Origin of the sequence: Kitasatospora sp. NPDC001603 (genome assembly GCF_040298365.1) — a bacterium.
Classification (GTDB): Bacteria; Actinomycetota; Actinomycetes; order Streptomycetales; family Streptomycetaceae; genus Kitasatospora.
The window spans coordinates 25183-41583 of the sequence record NZ_JBEPAA010000010.1 but is presented as its reverse complement, the minus strand read 5'-3'; the positions used below and the strand labels follow the sequence as shown (position 1 = coordinate 41583).

General features: G+C 73.3%; 14 protein-coding genes and 1 tRNA gene. 2 read left to right on the top strand and 13 right to left on the bottom strand.

The window, feature by feature from the left end; all coding sequences use genetic code 11:
- The first annotated feature begins 159 nt into the window (after positions 1-159).
- Positions 160-231 (top strand) — tRNA-Arg (locus ABT263_RS09505).
- A 145-nt stretch (positions 232-376) separates the two neighbouring features.
- On the opposite strand, the gene ABT263_RS09500 is transcribed toward ABT263_RS09505, so the two are convergent.
- From ABT263_RS09500 to ABT263_RS09480, 5 genes are all read right to left on the bottom strand, one after another.
- Entirely contained in the window at positions 377-1210 is an 834-nt protein-coding gene (locus tag ABT263_RS09500) for an LppX_LprAFG lipoprotein (protein ID WP_352289349.1), read from the bottom strand.
- 86 nt (positions 1211-1296) lie between these two features.
- A complete protein-coding gene (locus ABT263_RS09495) occupies positions 1297-2298 on the bottom strand; it encodes a trypsin-like serine peptidase (RefSeq protein ID WP_352289346.1) in 1002 nt (333 codons plus the stop codon).
- 274 nt (positions 2299-2572) lie between these two features.
- A complete protein-coding gene (locus ABT263_RS09490) occupies positions 2573-4120 on the bottom strand; it encodes an MFS transporter (RefSeq protein ID WP_352289343.1) in 1548 nt (515 codons plus the stop codon).
- A 246-nt stretch (positions 4121-4366) separates the two neighbouring features.
- Positions 4367-6070: a DUF885 domain-containing protein gene (locus ABT263_RS09485; RefSeq protein WP_352289340.1), complete on the bottom strand. Its 1704-nt coding sequence runs from the start codon at positions 6068-6070 to the stop codon at positions 4367-4369.
- Between the two features lie 64 nt (positions 6071-6134).
- A complete protein-coding gene (locus tag ABT263_RS09480; RefSeq protein ID WP_352289337.1) occupies positions 6135-6824 on the bottom strand; it encodes a rhomboid-like protein in 690 nt (229 codons plus the stop codon).
- 239 nt (positions 6825-7063) lie between these two features.
- Between ABT263_RS09480 and ABT263_RS09475 the strand changes: the two genes are divergently transcribed.
- Complete coding sequence (locus tag ABT263_RS09475; RefSeq protein WP_329489594.1) at positions 7064-7798, top strand: TetR/AcrR family transcriptional regulator; 735 nt, start codon at positions 7064-7066, stop codon at positions 7796-7798.
- Positions 7799-7922: 124 nt separating this feature from the next.
- Here ABT263_RS09475 and ABT263_RS09470 read toward each other — a convergent pair whose 3' ends face one another.
- The 8 genes from ABT263_RS09470 to ABT263_RS09435 all read right to left on the bottom strand — a co-directional run bounded on the left by ABT263_RS09470 (position 7923) and on the right by ABT263_RS09435 (position 16018).
- A complete protein-coding gene (locus tag ABT263_RS09470; protein ID WP_352289334.1) occupies positions 7923-8774 on the bottom strand; it encodes a fumarylacetoacetate hydrolase family protein in 852 nt (283 codons plus the stop codon).
- 332 nt (positions 8775-9106) lie between these two features.
- Positions 9107-10375, bottom strand: a complete 1269-nt coding sequence (locus ABT263_RS09465; protein ID WP_352289331.1) for a serine/threonine-protein kinase — start codon at positions 10373-10375, stop codon at positions 9107-9109.
- 93 nt (positions 10376-10468) lie between these two features.
- Positions 10469-11458, bottom strand: a complete 990-nt coding sequence (locus tag ABT263_RS09460) for an ABC transporter substrate-binding protein (protein ID WP_352289328.1) — start codon at positions 11456-11458, stop codon at positions 10469-10471.
- 59 nt (positions 11459-11517) lie between these two features.
- Positions 11518-12270 (bottom strand): amino acid ABC transporter ATP-binding protein, encoded by a 753-nt coding sequence (locus tag ABT263_RS09455; RefSeq protein ID WP_352289536.1) that lies wholly within the window; start codon positions 12268-12270, stop codon positions 11518-11520.
- A 20-nt stretch (positions 12271-12290) separates the two neighbouring features.
- The gene (locus ABT263_RS09450; protein WP_352289325.1) at positions 12291-13307 is read right to left on the bottom strand and encodes an amino acid ABC transporter permease; all 1017 of its coding nucleotides are present in this window, start codon (positions 13305-13307) and stop codon (positions 12291-12293) included.
- Positions 13308-13347: 40 nt separating this feature from the next.
- Complete coding sequence (locus ABT263_RS09445; RefSeq protein ID WP_352289322.1) at positions 13348-14298, bottom strand: ABC transporter substrate-binding protein; 951 nt, start codon at positions 14296-14298, stop codon at positions 13348-13350.
- Complete coding sequence (locus tag ABT263_RS09440; protein WP_352289319.1) at positions 14295-14855, bottom strand: GNAT family N-acetyltransferase; 561 nt, start codon at positions 14853-14855, stop codon at positions 14295-14297. The genes ABT263_RS09445 and ABT263_RS09440 overlap by 4 nt, the downstream gene beginning before the upstream one ends.
- A complete protein-coding gene (locus ABT263_RS09435) occupies positions 14852-16018 on the bottom strand; it encodes an LLM class flavin-dependent oxidoreductase (protein WP_352289317.1) in 1167 nt (388 codons plus the stop codon). The genes ABT263_RS09440 and ABT263_RS09435 overlap by 4 nt, the downstream gene beginning before the upstream one ends.
- Positions 16019-16401 lie beyond the last annotated feature (383 nt).

Below are 16401 nucleotides of genomic sequence, written 5' to 3'. Positions count from 1 at the left end.
GGGTATCGGCGCGCCCGCCGCCCCGTCCGGCCTTTCCGGACTTCCGCTCCCCCTCCGCTCCCCGCCGCCGGGCCGGTGGTGGAAACCCGTGCACGGACCACGCCCCGGGCCTGGTAATGTTCTCCACGTCGAAGCGAACGCGACGACAACACCAAGCAGGCCCCCGTAGCTCAGGGGATAGAGCACCGCCCTCCGGAGGCGGGTGCGCAGGTTCGAATCCTGCCGGGGGCACTTCGCGAGAAGTGCAACAGAGGCCCAGATCAGTGGAGTTCATCCACGGATCTGGGCCTTCGTCATGTCGGCGGCGGGGCGGGCGGCATGACCGGGGCCGCCGCCCGGGAAGGACGGCGGCCCCGGCGCTCCGGGCGGCTCGCGGTCAGCCGGCCACCGGGGCGGCGAAGGTCTCGGCCGGGCCGAAGTCGGAGAAGGTGACCTTGTTGACCGCCTTCACGCCCTTCATCTCGACCTGCTGCTCGGCGTAGCGGGTGCGGCCCGCGCGGTCGATCCACTGGTCGAAGTCGAAGCCGGTGGTGCCCTTCGCCTTCAGCGACTTGTACGTCCGCGGGTCGACGCTGCTCAGCTGTTCGGTGCTGATGTGGCCGGTGAGGTGGTAGACGGCGACGCCGTCACGCGTCTCCATGCCCTTGCGCGCACCGGGGCCGGCGGCCAGCAGCAGCTTGGCGTAGTCGGTGTAGTCGACGACCGCGTTGTCGGTGGAGTGCGGCATCTTGGCCCACTCGTCACCCGGCGTGGACAGGTCGCGCAGGTAGCTGGCGTCGGCCGTCGTCAGGCTCTCGATCCAGAGGATCGGCTCGGCGACACCGGGCGCGGTGGTGCGCATCTCCATCCGGCCGGTCCAGACGCCGTTGAGGTTGCTGCGGCCCTTCATGGTCGACAGCGCCACCCCGCCACTCTCGGTGATCATGACCACCGAGACCGCGTAGGGCGACTTGTCGGCCGCCGCCAGGGCCTGCTCGGGGTCGAAGGCACCCTCGGCGGCCGGGCTCGCGGACGCGGTGGCGGCCGAATTCGCGGGCGCCGGGGCGGTGGTGGCCGGCGAGGAGGCGGTGGCCGTCGGGGAGGCCGAGGCCGCGGCGGAGGTCGGGGCCGGCTGGGCGGCCGACCCGGTGTCGTCGTTGCACCCCGCCACGGTGGCGAGGGCCAGGGCCGTCGCCGCGATCGTCAGGGCGGTGGTGCGGGAGGTGGTCACGGTTGGGGCTCTCCGGGTGTGTCGGTTTCGTCGACGGAGAGTGTTTCATGTGAAGAACGCCGTTCGAACCGCTGTCCGGGCCGGGCTCAGGAGGCCGCGTCCACCGCCTCCTCGTAGAGGGCCGCCACGGTGTGGTCGAAGGCGGCGCTGTAGGAGGTGTCGGGGCTGTCGCCGCCCTCCTGGTAGCCGCCGATGACGCCGACCACATGGCCGGTGGTGGTGCTGATCCACGGGCCGCCGCTGGTGCCGCCGGGGTAGCCGGGGCAGTCGACGACGCGCTGGTAGGTGCTCTGGCGGCCGGTGGTGTTGCCGCACAGGAGCGGCGCCTCGGTGCCGCTCGGGTACCCGTAGAGGCGGACGGTGACGCCGAAGGGCTCGTCGGTGCCGAGCTGGTTGGCGCCGACCACGTCCTCGATCCGGCGGCCGTCGTCGGACGCGGTCTCCAGGACGGCGAAGTCCTCGTCCTGGTCGCCGTCCCGCGACCAGCCGGTGGTGGTGTGGATCGCGGTGACCCGCCAGGTGCCGTAGGGGGCGGCGCCGTCGCGGTAGCCGGGGACGAAGGTGACGCCGGCGGCACTGTCGAGGCAGTGGGCGGCGGTGATCAGCAGGTTCTTCGTGGGGCTGTGCAGCACGCTGGCGGTGCAGAAGTGGTCGCCCGCCGTGACCTTGCCGCTGAACAGGGCTCCCACGGTGGCGGATTCGGGCGTGGCCGGGGCCACCGCGGTGGTGCCGAGCGGGCCCGGGACGGTGACGGCGGCGGTGGCCGGGTCGGTGGGCGCCTCGGCGGCGGCCTGGTCGGTGGTGGCCTCGCCGGCGGCCCCGTCCGTGGGCGCCCCGGTGGCGGCCGGGGCCGCCGCGTGCGCCGCCGCGTCCGGCGCCGAGGCAGAGGACGAGGGCGCGGGCGCGGGCGCGGGGGACGACGTGGCGGCCGCCGGGGCGGTCACCGTCGGGCTGCCCGCCGCCGTCACCTCCGAGGTCACGCTGTGCGCGCCCGTGACGACGGCCGCCACGGTGAGCACCGAGAGCAGGGTGAGGAGGGTGGGGGCCAGAAGCCGGCGTCGGGGCTGAAGGCGACGGTGCTGGCCCATGCCTGGTCCTCCTGACCTGGATGTCGGTGCGAGTACCGTCCGACTATGGCCCAGGGAGCTGGGAGGGCTGTGATGTCCGGCTGGGAGCCGGATGAGAAATCCTCCGCCCGGCGGCCCGGGGCCGGTCGGTCCCGAGGCGTCACCCCGGGGTCCGGCGCCCCCCGGCACGGCGGCGCCTCCCCGCTCCCGGGGTGGCCGGGAGCGGGGAGGCGCCGGAGGTCGACTGCGGGACCTCGGGGCATGTTTCAGTCGGCGCGGGTACCGGGGCCGCGGCTCATCGGGCGCGCTGCCGGTGGCTCGGCGCCGCCGCCCCCGCGGTGGCCGTCGCGCCGGCCTGCCCGCCCGCCCCGGACACGGTCTCCCCGGTGGCCTCGCCGGGTGCCGGGCGGTGGTTGATCATCAGGAAGGCGATCAGCGCCGCCGCCAGCAGGATGCCCATCGCCACCCAGGTCGCGATCACGTACCCGTGCACCGCGCCCTGGGCCTGGACCTGGGGATTGCCGGCGATCCGGGTGGCCAGGTACGTCGCGGTGGCACTGGCCGCGATCGTGTTCAGCAGCGCCGTACCGACGGAACCGCCCACCTGCTGGGCCGAGTTGATGGTGGCCGACGCGGCGCCGGCCTCGTTCGGGGCGACGCCCAGGGTGGCCAGGCTCATCGCCGGCATGAACACCAGGCCCATCCCGAAGCCGAGCAGCAGCTCGGCGGGGAGCACCATGCCGGCCCACGGACTGTCCACCTTCATCTGGGTCAGCCAGGCCATCGCGGCCGCGGCCAGCAGCAGCCCGGGCCCGATCAGGTTGCGCGAGGGCACCCTGGTCATCAGCCGGGCCGCGAACCCGGTCGAACTGATCACGATGGCGGCCGTCATCGGCAGGAAGGAGACGCCGGACATCACCGGCGAGAAGTGCTTGATCACCTGGAGGTAGTAGGTGAGGAACAGGAACAGGCCGAACATCCCGACCATCGCCAGGCCGATCGAGAGCGCGGCGCCGCCGCGGTTGCGCTCGCCCACGATGTGCAGCGGCAGCAGCGCGTGTTCGGTGCGCCGCTCCACCAGCACGAAGGCCACCAGCAGGAGCGCGCCGAGCGCCAGCGAGCCCAGCACCAGCCAGTCCACCCAGCCCCGGCTGACCGCCTCGGACGTGCCGAAGACGATGGCGAGCAGGCCGCCGCAGCCCAGGAAAGCGCCGGGCAGGTCGAGTTTGACCCGGCGCCCCTTGGCGACGTGGTCCGAGGTGAGGATCGAGAAGGCGGCGAAGGCCGTCGCGATGGCGATCGGGGTGTTCACGAACAGGCACCAGCGCCAGTTCAGGTACTCGGTCAGCAGGCCGCCCAGGAGCAGGCCGATCGCGGCGCCGCCGCCGGCGATGGCACCGAAGATGCCGAACGCCGTACTGCGTTCCCGTGGATCGCTGAAGGTGGTGGAGAGCAGGCCCAGGGCGGACGGGGCGAGGAGCGCGCCGAAGGCGCCCTGGAGGGCGCGGGCCGCGAACAGCATCGCCGACCCGGACGCGGCGCCGCCGATCGCGGAGGCGAGGGCGAAGCCGAGCAGGCCGATGATGAAGACGCGTTTGCGGCCGAAGAGGTCGCCGAGCCGGCCGCCGAGGAGCAGCAGGCCACCGAAGGCCAGCGTGTAGGCGGTGATCACCCACTGCCGGTTGGCGTCGGATATCCCGAGGTCCTTCTGGGCCGAGGGCAGGGCGATGTTCACGATGGTGATGTCGAGGACGATCATCAGCTGGGCGATGGCGATGACCGCCAATGCCCACCAGCGACGACTGTCCGCCGCCTTGTGACCGGTGGCAGGTTGAGCAGACACTGGGGGAGCCTTCCGCAGGGGTTCGGAGAGGTCACGCAGTCGCCTTCCAGCCAAACGCTCCGCGCGGCGAATGGCAAGGAAAAAGCTCACCAAATCGGACGAATAGGACTAATTCACCACTCGCCCGGGACCACGGGACCAGGCCCGCCCCGGCCGGAGGCGGCGAAGAGCCCCCGGGTGCCCCTGCACCCGGGGGCCGTGCCGTCGGCCGCCCGGGCCGGGGCACCCGCCGTCGCCGGCACCGCGCTACAGCGCGGCCAGCTCCGCCACCAGGTCGTCCAGCCCCAGCGAGCCCTGCGAGAGCGCCGCCATGTGCCAGGCCTTGAGGTCGAACTCCTCGCCGCGCGCCTCGTGCGCCGCCCGGGCCGCCGCCCGGCCGCGCTGCCAGGCCCGCTCGCCGAGCTTGTAGCCGATCGCCTGGCCGGGCATGCCGAGGTAGCGGACCAGCTCGCTGTCCAGGACCTCCGGCGCCAGCCCGCAGTACCGGCCGAAGAACTCCCGGGCGGCGTCCGGCAGGACGGCCTCGCCCGGGCGGAACGGGGAGTCCGCGGGGAAGTCCAGCCCGACGTGCATGCCGATGTCGACGATCACCCGCAGCGCGCGCATCATCTGGGCGTTGAGGTAGCCGAGCCGGTGGCCCGGGTCGGTGAGGTAGCCCAGCTCGTCCATCAGGCGCTCGGCGTACAGCGCCCAGCCCTCCATGTTGGCGCTCACCCCGCCGATGCTGACCTGGTAGGTGGAGAGCCGGTCGGCGACGTAGTTCCACTGCGCGAGCTGGAGGTGGTGGCCGGGAACGCCCTCGTGGTACCAGGTGGAGACGAGGTCCCAGACCGGGAAGCGCTCCCGGCCGATGGTCGGCAGCCAGGTCCGCCCCGGGCGGGTGAAGTCCAGCGACGGCGAGGTGTAGTACGGCGCGGCCGCGCTGCCCGCCGGGGCGATCATCGACTCGACCCGGGTGACCGGCTCGGCCAGGTCGAAGTGGGTGCCCTGGAGGTCGCGGATCGCCCCGTCCATCAGCCCCTGGAGGTACTCACGCGTCGCTTCGGCGCCCTGGACGGCGGGGCCGTCGCTCTCCAGCCACCGCATCGCCTCCATCGGGGTGGAGCCGGGGAGCACCTTCTCGGCCTCCGCCTCCATCTGGGCGAGCAGGCCGTGGAACTCCTGCCAGGCCCAGCCGTACGCCTCGTCCAGGTCGAGGTCGGCGCCGGTCCAGTAGCGCACCCACCGGCCGTAGCGCTCGCGCCCGATGGTGTCGGAGGTGCCGGCGGCGGCCGGGCCGTAGACGTCGCGCAGCCAGTCGCGCAGCGCGGCCACCGCGGCGGCCGCGGCGGCGGCGGGCCCGGCCAGCTCGGCGCGCAGCCCCTCGGGCGCCTGCCGGACGAAGACGCCGAACCAGCCGGCCTCGTCCCCCTGCAGCCAGTCGCCGAGCTGCTCGACCACGGTGCTCACCTGACGGGGGCCGGAGAGCAGACCGCGCTCGATGCCCGCGGCGAGGGTGGCCCGGTACTGCTCCAGCGTGAGGGGCACCCGGGCCAGCCGGCGCCCGATCACCGCCCACTGCTGCTCGGTGTCGGCGGGCATCAGGGTGAAGACGTCCCGCACGTTGTGGACCGGCGAGGCCAGGTTGCGAACCGCGCGGAAGCCCTCCCCCGCGTCGTGGACGGCGAGCGAGGCGGTGAGCCGCTCGCGCAGCAGCCGGGCGCAGCGGCGCTCGGCCTCGTCCTCGGCAGCTCCGGCCCGCTCCGCGTCCGCGAGCCGGGCGAGCGTGCGGCGGCCGAGTTCGGCGAGCGCCTCGTCACCGGCCGGGGAGAGGTCGGGGAGTCGGTCGTCGTCGAGGTTGAGCCCGAGGTACACCGCGGTCAGCGGGTCGAGCTCGGCCAGGGCCTGCACGTAGTCGTCGGCAATGCGGCGCGGGGTGGTGCCGTCGGAGCTGATCAGTTCTTCAACCATCCGGACATCATTTCGCGGCCCGGGCCGATTGCAAGCCCCTACCCTGTGGCATGGACCGGCCATTTCAGACCTCCGCCCGGCGCTCCCGCCTGCGCCGGAGCAGCAGTCCCGGGTCCCACCTGGACCGGCCGCGGGCCAACCGGAAGAAGCAGAGGCCGATCAGCACCGCGCAGAAGTGTCCGAGGTCCGTGAAGGCGTGCGAACCGACCAGCGGCACCAGGTAGAAGGCCAGCACGCCGCCCCCGTACAGCAGCCGCCAGCGGCCGGCGAAGCGGTACGTCAGCACGGCGACCACACCGGCCAGCGCGTACGAGACGCCGACGTCCACCGTGCCGGCCAGGCTCTCCCCCAGCCGGCCGCGCATGATGCCCCGGGCGACCACCCCCTCGCTGACGAGGGTGGCCAGCACGTGGGCGGTGGCGGCCACCGTGAACCAGCGCGGCGTGCCCAGCCAGCGCTCCGCGTTGGCGTGGAAGAGGGTGAACAGCACGAAGTAGAGGAGGAAGCTCGACTGCTCGGTCCAGAGCGCGCTGGCCACCAGGACGTGCACCGGGTCCGAGCGGAGGTTCTCCAGGTTGGTCGAGCGGGCGGCCAGGAACCAGTCCAGCCGCGCCGGGTCCATCCGCGCCACCACGAAGCTCGTGGCCGCCAGGAGCAGCAGCCACAGGTACGTCCCGGGCGCCGACCGGACCCACCGGAGGACCGCCCCCGGCACCCGGCGCACGGCCGCCGTCCACTGCACTGCCCGCGCCATCCGGCGGCCCTCCTCGAAGCGACGGCGACGATCCGTCCCCATGGTCGGCGCCCGGCCCGCCGTGCGGCGGGCCGACCCGCCGGGGCGGGCGGTCGCGGGGCGGCGGGCCGGGCGGGGGCCGGGGCGGCGGCGGGTCACGAGCGGCCGGGTGGCTGGGGCGGCCGGGCGGCAAACATCCGTTCGGAATGATCGGTGCAGGCAAGGATCCGATCGGACCGGCGACCATTACGCTGACCGCCATGGAAGCCAGCTCAGCGCCCGTCCCACCGTCCTCCGAGGCCCGGCCGCGGCGCAGCGGGTACCGGCGGCTGACGGTGCAGCAGCGACGGGACCAGCTGATCGCGGTCGCCCTGGAGCTGTTCGCCTCGCGTCCGCCGGACGAGGTGAGCCTGGACGACGTGGCGGAGGCCGCCGGGGCCTCCCGGCCGCTGGTGTACCGCTACTTCGCGGGCGGCAAGCAGCAGTTGTACGAGGCCGCGCTGCGCACCGCCGCGGAGGAGCTGACCAGCCGGTTCACGGTGCCGCTGACCGGCAGCCCGACCGAGCAGCTGGCCGCCGTGCTGGAGAGCTACTTCGCCTTCGTGGCCGAGCACGACGCCGGGTACTCGGCCCTGCTGCGCGGCGGCTCGGTGGTGGAGACGCAGCGCACCTCGGCGATGGTGGACGACGTCCGGCGGGCGGCGCTCAAGCGGACCCTGCGCCACCTCGGGGTCCGGGAGGCCGGGCCGCGGCTGACCCTGCTGGTGCGCTCGTGGATCGCGGTGGTCGAGGGCACCTCGCTGACCTGGCTGGACGAGGGCCGCGCGCTGCCGGTGGACGAGCTGCGGGAGTGGCTGGTGGACCAGTTCGTGGCGATGGCCGCGGCGACGGCGCTGCACGATCCGCAGACGGCGCAGGTGCTGACCGCGCTGCTGGCGCTGGAGGGCCCGGACGCACCACGGACCGCCCGGCTGCGGGCCGCGCTCGGCGGCTGAGGCGGGGGCCGCGCTCGGCGGCTGAGGCGCGGGGCGCGGCGGTTCTTCGCGGGCGGGTCCGGCTCGCTCTCGCGGCCCGACCCGCGACCCCCGTGCCCGGGGTCGGGGTCGGGCCGCCCGGACGTCAGGCCTTGCCGAGCACCTGACGCTGGCGGCCCAGCCCGTCGATCTCGATCTCCACGACGTCCCCGGCGGTCAGGAACGGGGTGCCCGGGTGGCCCAGGGTGACGCCGGCCGGAGTGCCGGTGACGATCACGTCGCCCGGCTCCAGCACCATGAACTGGCTGACGTACCGGACGATCTCCAGCACCGGGAAGATCATCTCGGCGGTGGAGCCGTCCTGCCGCAGCCCGCCGTTGACCCAGAGGCGCAGCCGCAGCCGCTGCGGGTCGGCGACCTCGTCCGCGGTGACCAGCCAGGGGCCGAGCGGCGTGAAGGTCTCCGCCGACTTGCCCTTGTCCCACTGGCCGCCGCGCTCCAGCTGGAAGGCCCGCTCGGTGACGTCGTTGGCGATCGTGTAGCCCGCGATCGCCTCCGCCGCCTCCCGGTGGCCGGCCAGGTACCGGGCGGTGCGGCCGATCACGATCGCCAGTTCGGCCTCGTAGTCGGTCTTCTCGCCGCCCCGGGGCACCAGCACCTCGTCGTACGGGCCGACCACGGTGTTGCTCGGCTTGAGGAAGATCACCGGCTCGTCCGGGATCGCCGCGCCGGCCTCGGCGGCGTGGTCCCGGTAGTTGAGCCCGATCCCGACCACCTTGCCCGGCCGGGTGACCGGAGCGCCGACCCGCTGCCCGGCGACGTCGGCCACCGGCAGCAGGCCGGCGGCCGCGTCGCGGGCCAGCGCGGCCGGATCGAGCCCGGCCAGGAAGGCGCCGTCGATGTCCCGGGCGCGCCCGGAGAGGTCGTACGCGGTGCCGTCGTGGCCCAACGCGATCGGACGCTCGGCGCCCGGTGGTCCGACACGGAGGAGCTTCATCTGAGCCTCACCACCACTTTCGTCTCAGCTCGCCGGTACGGCCGCACACACCGCACCGAACTCTTGTTGCGAGGTATATCAACGGCCGCCGCCTGCGAACCAGACAGTCCAGCTCGGCGAATTCCTATCAATTCCCACAACCCGGAGCAGCACCGAATCAGGTGCCCGTACGGTTGACAGCCCCCGGCCCGGGCGACGGCCACCGGTCGGGCCGGTCGGCACGGGGCTCCACCACAGGGCTCCACCGTGGGCGGACGGGCCTCCGCCCGGGGTGAGCGCGCGAGTGGGCGGGCCGTCGCCGGTCGGTCATCGGGCGACCGCCGGGGCGGGCGTCAGCTCTGCGCGGGGCCGCCGAGGAGCTGGTCCAGGGGTTGCGCCCGGGCCGGGCCGGGGCCGGCCTCGTCGCGCTCCCGCTCCCAGCGGTCGAGGTCGCGCAGGACGTCCGCGTGCGCCCTCGGCTCGCCGGACAGGGCCGGGGCCAGCTCGCGCAGCAGCGCGGCGGCGGCGCCCGGGCTGCCGGCGCGGGCGAGCCAGAGGGCGAGGTCGTGACAGGTGCGCAGGGTGCGGAGGTCGGCCGGGCCGAAGCTGCGGGCGAACCGCGGGATCAGCTCGGTCAGCATCCGCACGGCCTCCTCGGGCCGGCCCTCCACGCCGTACTCCCAGGCCCGGTCGGCCCGCTGCCGCAGCGCCTCGGGCGGCTCGGGCGGCTCGGGCGGCGGGGCCGGGGCGGCCGGGGTGCTCCGGCCGACCGGGGTGCTCTGCCCGACCGGGGTGCTCTGCCCGACCGGGATCTCGCGCAGTCGGCGGCGCACCTCGGCGGCGTCGGCGGGCCGGTCGGCCGGGTCCTTGGCGAGCAGCCGGCCGATCAGGGCGGCGAGCGCCGGGTAGGGGGTGCGTACCGGCGGCGGCGGGTCGTTGAGGTGCTGGTACATCATGGCGACCGGCGATCCGGCGTTGAACGGGCGCTGTCCGGTGCAGAGTTCGAAGAGCACCACGCCGAGCGCGTAGAGGTCGGCCCGGCCGTCGATGGCACCGCCGGCCCAGCACTCGGGAGCCAGGTACGGCGGGGTGCCGATGACCACACCGGTCGACGTGAGCCCGGTGCCCGACTGGGTGAGCAGCCGGGCGATGCCGAAGTCCAGCACCTTGGCCTCGCCGCTCTCGGCGATCATGATGTTCTCCGGCTTGATGTCCCGGTGCACCACGCCCGAGCGGTGGGCGGCGTCCAGCGCCTTGCAGACCTGCCGGGCCCACTTCAGCGCGAGCGCCGGGTCGGGCGTGCCCTCCTTGAGCACCGCGGACAGCGGGCGGCCGCGGACCAGCTCCATCACCAGGTAGTGGGTGAACCAGGCACCCTGCTGGACCCGGCCGTAGTCGTGCAACGTGACGATGTGCGGATTGGACAGGCTGCCGGCGGTCTTGGCCTCGCGGACGAACCGCGCGACCGCCTCCTCGTCGCTCGCCTTCTCCTCGGAGAGGACCTTGACCGCGACCGCCCGCCCGATGTTGTCGTCGTGGGCCGCCCAGACCACCCCGAAGCCGCCCCGGCCGAGCGTCCGGTCCAGCCGGTAGCGGCCGTCCAGAACCTCCCCAGCCCTCATGTCTCCCCCAACCCCCGGGTGCACCGGATACGAACAGCGTCCACCGTGACCGGGGCCACCATAGCGTCGGGGGAGGACATGGGGGTGAACGGGCTACGGCTTGGGCTTGGGCAGGCCGGGCGGGTTGATCTCGGAGGTCTGGACGGCCTCGCCGTCGAGCCCCCAGCGCTTCAGCGCCTGGCCGTAGGTGCCGTTCTTGATGATCTCGTTGATCGCCCCGTTCAGTGCCTGGACCAGCCCGTTGTCCTTCTTGGTGGTCGCCGCGATCTTCCCCAGGACGTCCGCGCCGCCGCCGGAGTAGGTGCCGACCACCTCGGTCTGACCGGTCTGCACGGCGTGGAAGGCCGAGCTCGGGTTGGGGCCGACGTAGGCGTCGATCCGGCCGGAGGAGAGCGCCAGGTAGTAGTCGGAGGAGCTCTGGAAGTACTTGATGTCGGCCGGCTTGAGGCCGTTCTTCACGTTCTCCTCGTTCCAGGAGATCAGCAGCTTCTCCTGGTTGGTGCCGGAGGAGACGGCGATCGTCTTGCCGGCCACGTCCTTGGGGCCGGTGACCTTCCAGCCGGTGCCCTTCTTGGCCTCGAAGCCGAGGATGTCCAGCCGGTAGGTGGCGAAGTCGTACTTCTCCTTGCGGGCCTCGGTGACGGTGATGTTGGTCATGCCGACGTCGAACTTGCCGCTGTCCAGGCCCACGAAGACGTTCTCCCAGGAGACCGGGTTGAACTCGACCTTCAGGCCGAGGACGTCGCCGACCAGCGAGGCGAGGTCGGGCTCGACCCCGATGATGGTCTTGTCGTCGTTCGCGTAGAAGTCCAGCGGCGGCGTGGTACCGAGCGAGTTGGCGACCGTCAGCGTCCCTCTCTTTCTGACCTCCTCCGGAACCAGCGCCGCGATGGCGTCCACCTTCGCCGTCGTGATGCGGTTCTGATTTGGCGTCAGGTTCACCGTGGTGCCGTTGGGCGCGGTACTGCCCTTCGCGGGGGCGAGCTCCGCGGCGGCGTCCGTGGAACTGCCGCAGGCGGCGAGGGTGAGGGTGGCGGCGAGCGCGGCGGCGGCGGTCACGAGGGCGCGACGGGGTAGGGACATGGCGGAACTCCTGATGGCTGGAAGAGGGTCGGGGAGCGGGAGGGGGTCGGCGAGGGGGGTCAGAGGACCTTGGCGAGGAAGGCGCGGGTGCGCTCGTGCTGCGGATCGTCCAGGACGGCCTTCGGCGGGCCCTGCTCGACCACCACCCCGCCGTCCATGAAGACCACGGTGTCAGCGACCTCGCGGGCGAAGCCGATCTCGTGGGTCACCACGATCATGGTGGTGCCGGCCTGGGCGAGGTCCTTGATGACGTCCAGCACCTCGCCCACCAGCTCCGGGTCGAGCGCCGAGGTCGGCTCGTCGAAGAGCAGCACCTTCGGCTCCAGCGCCAGCGCCCGGGCGATCGCCACCCGCTGCTGCTGGCCGCCGGAGAGCTGGCGCGGGTAGGCGTCCGCCTTGTCGGCGAGGCCGACCCGCTCCAGCAGCGCCAACGCGGCCGCCCGGGCCTCGGCCTTGGGCCGGCGCAGCGCGCTGACCGGGGCCTCGATGATGTTCTCCACCACCGTGAGGTGCGGGAACAGGTTGAAGTTCTGGAACACGAAGCCGATGTTGGTGCGCTGGCGCAGGACGTCGCGCTCCCTGAGCTCGTGCAGCCGGTCGCCGGAGCGGCGGTAGCCGATCAGCTCGCCGTCGATCGCGACGAAGCCGCGGTCCAGCTTCTCCAGGTGGTTGATCGAGCGCAGCAGCGTCGACTTGCCGGAGCCGGAGGGGCCGAGCACCACCGTCACCGAGCCGGCCGGCACGTCGAGGTCGACGCCGCGCAGCACGGCGAGCGGGCCGAAGCTCTTGTGCAGGCCCCTGACCTGCACCATGGGTTCCACGACGGGGGTGGTCACGAGCGTCCTCCGGTAGCGGTCTCGACGGGGGTGCGGTCGGCCCGCAGGCCCTGGACGAAGGCCCGGGCCCGCTGCAGCGGGGTGGGCGGCGGGGTGCGTTCGGCGCCCCGGGCGAAGTAGCGCTCGACGTAGTACTGGCCGAGCGACAGCACCGTGGTCAGCAGCACGTACCAGACGGTGGCCACCATCAGCAGCGGCACCACCCGGCCGGTGCGGCCGTAGACGACCTGCACCTGGTAGAAGAGCTCGCCGATGGCCATCACGTAGACCACCGAGGTGCCCTTGAACAGCGAGATCACCTCGTTGGCGGCGGCCGGCAGGATGCCGCGCATGGCCTGCGGCAGCACGATCCGCCAGGCCTGGCGCCAGCGCGGCACGCCCAGCGCGGCGGCGGCCTCGCGCTGCCCGCCGTCGACCGCGATGATGCCGCCGCGGATGATCTCCGCGGCGAACGCGGCCTGGTGCAGGCCCAGCCCCAGCACGGCGGCGCCGAGCGCGCCCAGCACCCCCATCGTCTCGAACTCGGCGAAGGTCGGGCCGAACGGGATCCCGATGCCGAACCGCTTGTAGAGGTAGGAGAGGTTGAACCAGAAGACCAGCTGCACGATCAGCGGGATGGAGCGGAACGCCCAGACGTAGGCCCAGGCGATGGACTGCAGGATCGCGCTGCGCGACAGCCGCATCGCCGCCACCACCGCACCCAGCAGGAAGCCCAGCAGCGTTCCGTAGAAGGTGAGTTCGATGGTGCGGCCGACGGCGCGCAGGATGGTGTCGGCGGAGAAGTAGACCCGGAAGGTCGCCCAGTCCCAGCCGGGGTTGGTGGCCAGGCCGTGGGCGAACTGGAGCAGGACGACGACGGCGGCGAGGCCGGCCGCCCAGCGCCACGGGTGGCGGGCCCGGACGGTCCGCAGACCGGCCAGCTCGCCGAGGTCGACGCGCCCGGCCGGGGCGGCCGGCGCCTTGGTGGCGGTTCTTCCGGCCGGCGGACCGGCCTCGGTGGTGGTGATGCTCATGGGGGGATTCCTCCAACAGGCCCGGGGCCCGGACAGGGGGTCACACGTGCTCGGGCGGGCTGATCTGGGATTCCTTGATCGCCGAATCGACGACTCCCCACTTCTTGACGATCTTGTCGTACGTCCCGTCCTTGATCAGCTGGTTGACCGCCGCCTGGAAGGCCGGGGTGAGCGGGGAGCCCTTCTTGAACGCGAAGCCGACGTCCAGCCGGTGGAACTCGCCGAGGAACTTCGTCCCCGACGCCTCCTGGGACGCCTGGTAGCGCAGGCCGTTGATGGTCGACATCACGACGTCGATCCGCCCCTGCTGGAGGCCGGTCAGCGTGGCGCCGTTGTCGCTGAACGCCTTCACCTCGAAGGGCTTCTTGCCGGCGTCGGCGCAGACGTTCTTCTTGGCGTTCAGCGTGGTCTCGAAGGTGGTGCCGGCGCCGGTGCCGATGACCAGCCCGCAGAGCTGCGCGAGGTCGGTGACCGGCTGGACGCTGGTGTTGTCCTTCTTGACCGCGAAGCCCTGGCCGTCGTCGATGTAGGTGACGAAGTCGATGGTCTTCAACCGGACGGCGGTGACCCCGAAGTTGCCGGTGCCGACGTCGTACTTGCCGCTGCCCAGCGCGGGCAGGATGGTCTCGAAGGCGGCCTCCTCGCGCTCCACGGTCAGGCCGAGCACCTTGGCCACCGCGTCGGTGAAGTCGATGTCCACCCCGGCCGCCTTCTTGGTGGCCTGGTCGGCGTAGAAGGCGGCGGGCGGCGAGGCGATCGCCGAGCCGAACTTCACCGTCCCGGCCTTGCGGACGTCCTCGGGCAGCAGGGCGGCCGCCGCGTCCGACTTCGCGACGCCGGAGACGAGGTCCTGCGCGGCGGCGTCGACCGCCGCCTGGCCGGCGCCCGGCTGGGCGGCGGTCTTCGGGTCCGAACCGCACGCGGCCAGGGCCAGGACCGGCAGCAGGGCGGTGGCCGCGAGCAGGCGGCGGCGGACGGTGGTGGTTCTCACGGGAGTTGGGCGCCTTTCGGGGTCGGTGCGTGATGGGGTCGCGCGGGGGCCTCGGCCCGCTCGCCGTCGGTGCGGGCCGGCAGGGACTTCTCGAACGCCAGCGGGCCGATCTCCAGCGGATCGGCGTCGACGTCGAACAGCGGGGTGTAGCCGGTCGCCAGGTAGAGCCCCCTGGCCTCGGGCTGGCGCGGGCCGGTGGTGAGGAAGATCCGGGTGTAGCCGACCGCCCGCGCGGCCCGCTCCAGCTCGGCCAGCACCCGGCTGGCCAGCCCCCGGCGGCGGTGCGCGGAATGCGTCCACATCCGCTTCACCTCGGCGGTCCGTTCGTCGTACCGCTTGTACGCGCCGCCGGCCACCGGCTCGCCGTCCTCCAGCAGGAGCAGCAGTACGCCGGCCGGCTCCGCGAAGGCGTCCTTCGGGTACCGGCTCATCTCCTCCCGGGCATCCGGCCCGTAGCGGGTGACGTACTCGTGGGTGAGCTCCCGCAGCAGCGGCTCGACCAGGGGATCGTCGATCGTCACCCGGCGGACCTCGGTCGCCAGGCTGGTGCCGCTCACGCCTGGACCGCGATCAGCTGGTGGCGGTCGCGCTCGGCCCGGGCCTCCCGCTCGGCCGCCCCGGCCGCCTTCGCGGCGTCCCGCCGGGCGACCTCCTCGCGCACCAGCGGGATGACGTACCGGCCGAAGTCGATCGCGTCGTCGAGCAGCGCGTAGCCGCGCGCGGAGAGGATGTCCACGCCGAGGTCGTAGTAGTCGAGCAGCGCCTGCGCGACCGTCTCCGGCGTGCCGACCAGGGCGTTGGAGTTGCCGGCCCCGCCGGTGGCGGCCGCGGTCGGGGTCCAGAGCGCGCGGTCGTAGCGCTCGCCGGCCGCGGCGATCTCCAGCAGCCGCTGCGACCCGGTGTTCTCCGGGGTACGGGCCGCGGCCGCACCGCGCCGGACCAGCTCGCCGGACTCCTTGCGGGCCCGGATCGCGTCCACCGTCCGGTACGCCTTCTCCCAGGCCAGTTCCTCGGTCGGCGCGATGATCGGCCGGAAGGCGACCTGGATGCGCGGCACGTCCGTCCGGCCGGCGGCCCGCGCGGCCTCCTTGACCCGCTCGATCTGCTCGGCGGTCCGGGCCAGCGGTTCGCCCCAGAGGCAGTAGATGTCCGCCTCCGCCCCGCCGGCCGCGTAGGCGGCCTCCGAGGAGCCGCCGAAGGAGACGCCCGGGCGCGGGGCCTGGACGGGGAAGACGTCCGAGACGAAGTCGTTGAAGCGGTAGTACTCGCCCTCGTGGTCGAAGGCCTCCGTGCTGGTCCACGCCTTCTTGACGATCCCGATGTACTCACGGGTGCGGGCGTAGCGCTGGTCCTTGGTGAGGAAGTCGCCCTCGCGCTGCTGCTCGTGGTCGTTGCCGCCGGTGATGAAGTGGACGGTGAGCCGCCCGTCGCTGATCCGGTCCAGGGTGGCGAAGGTCTTCGCCGCGTAGGTCGGGTAGGAGACGTTCGGCCGGTGGGCCAGCAGGATCTGGAGCCGGTCGAGCCGGGCCGCGAGGAACGCCGCGGCCGCCGCCGGGTCGGGGGCGCCGGCGCCGTAGGCGAACAGCACGCGGTCCCAGCCGTTGTCCTCGTGGGCCCGGGCCAGCCGCAGGGTGTAGTCGCGGTCGAAGGCCGCCGTGGAGCGGGGGGTGGTCTCCGAACCATCACCGGTGGCGGCGATGCCGAGGAATTCGACGGGCATGGTGACTGACCTTTCGGGTCGTACGGAATCCGGCGGCTGCGGGTGGGCAGACCGGAACAGGCCGTGGCAGAGCCAGGCTTGGAGCGCGGAGCGAAGGAGGCCGGGCAGGTAGCGGGGAGCGAGAAGGCCGAGCGGGGAGCGCGGAGCGAAGAGGGCCGAGCGGGGAGCGCGGAGCGAAGAGGGCCGAGCGGGAGGGCCGAGCGGGAGGGCCGAGCGGAGCGCGCGGATCGACGGGCACGGGCACGTGACGGTGACGGCGACGGCGGAGCCGTCGACGCCGGCGGAAGGGCGACGGAGAACTGCCGGAGTGCAGTGGGGTACGGAAGGCTGAAGGCGGCAGCGTGCGCCTGAAACGGCCGTCCGTACGGGACTGGACGGCCTAC

Coding starts and splice junctions, on each gene's coding strand:
- ABT263_RS09470 (WP_352289334.1), bottom strand. CDS start 8,774: ATGAAGCTCCTCCGTGTCGGACCACCGGGCGCCGAGCGTCCGATCGCG.
- ABT263_RS09460 (WP_352289328.1), bottom strand. CDS start 11,458: ATGTCCCTACCCCGTCGCGCCCTCGTGACCGCCGCCGCCGCGCTCGCC.
- ABT263_RS09495 (WP_352289346.1), bottom strand. CDS start 2,298: ATGGGCCAGCACCGTCGCCTTCAGCCCCGACGCCGGCTTCTGGCCCCC.
- ABT263_RS09450 (WP_352289325.1), bottom strand. CDS start 13,307: ATGAGCATCACCACCACCGAGGCCGGTCCGCCGGCCGGAAGAACCGCC.
- ABT263_RS09485 (WP_352289340.1), bottom strand. CDS start 6,070: ATGGTTGAAGAACTGATCAGCTCCGACGGCACCACCCCGCGCCGCATT.
- ABT263_RS09465 (WP_352289331.1), bottom strand. CDS start 10,375: ATGAGGGCTGGGGAGGTTCTGGACGGCCGCTACCGGCTGGACCGGACG.
- ABT263_RS09480 (WP_352289337.1), bottom strand. CDS start 6,824: ATGGCGCGGGCAGTGCAGTGGACGGCGGCCGTGCGCCGGGTGCCGGGG.
- ABT263_RS09455 (WP_352289536.1), bottom strand. CDS start 12,270: ATGGTGCAGGTCAGGGGCCTGCACAAGAGCTTCGGCCCGCTCGCCGTG.
- ABT263_RS09475 (WP_329489594.1), top strand. CDS start 7,064: ATGGAAGCCAGCTCAGCGCCCGTCCCACCGTCCTCCGAGGCCCGGCCG.
- ABT263_RS09435 (WP_352289317.1), bottom strand. CDS start 16,018: ATGCCCGTCGAATTCCTCGGCATCGCCGCCACCGGTGATGGTTCGGAG.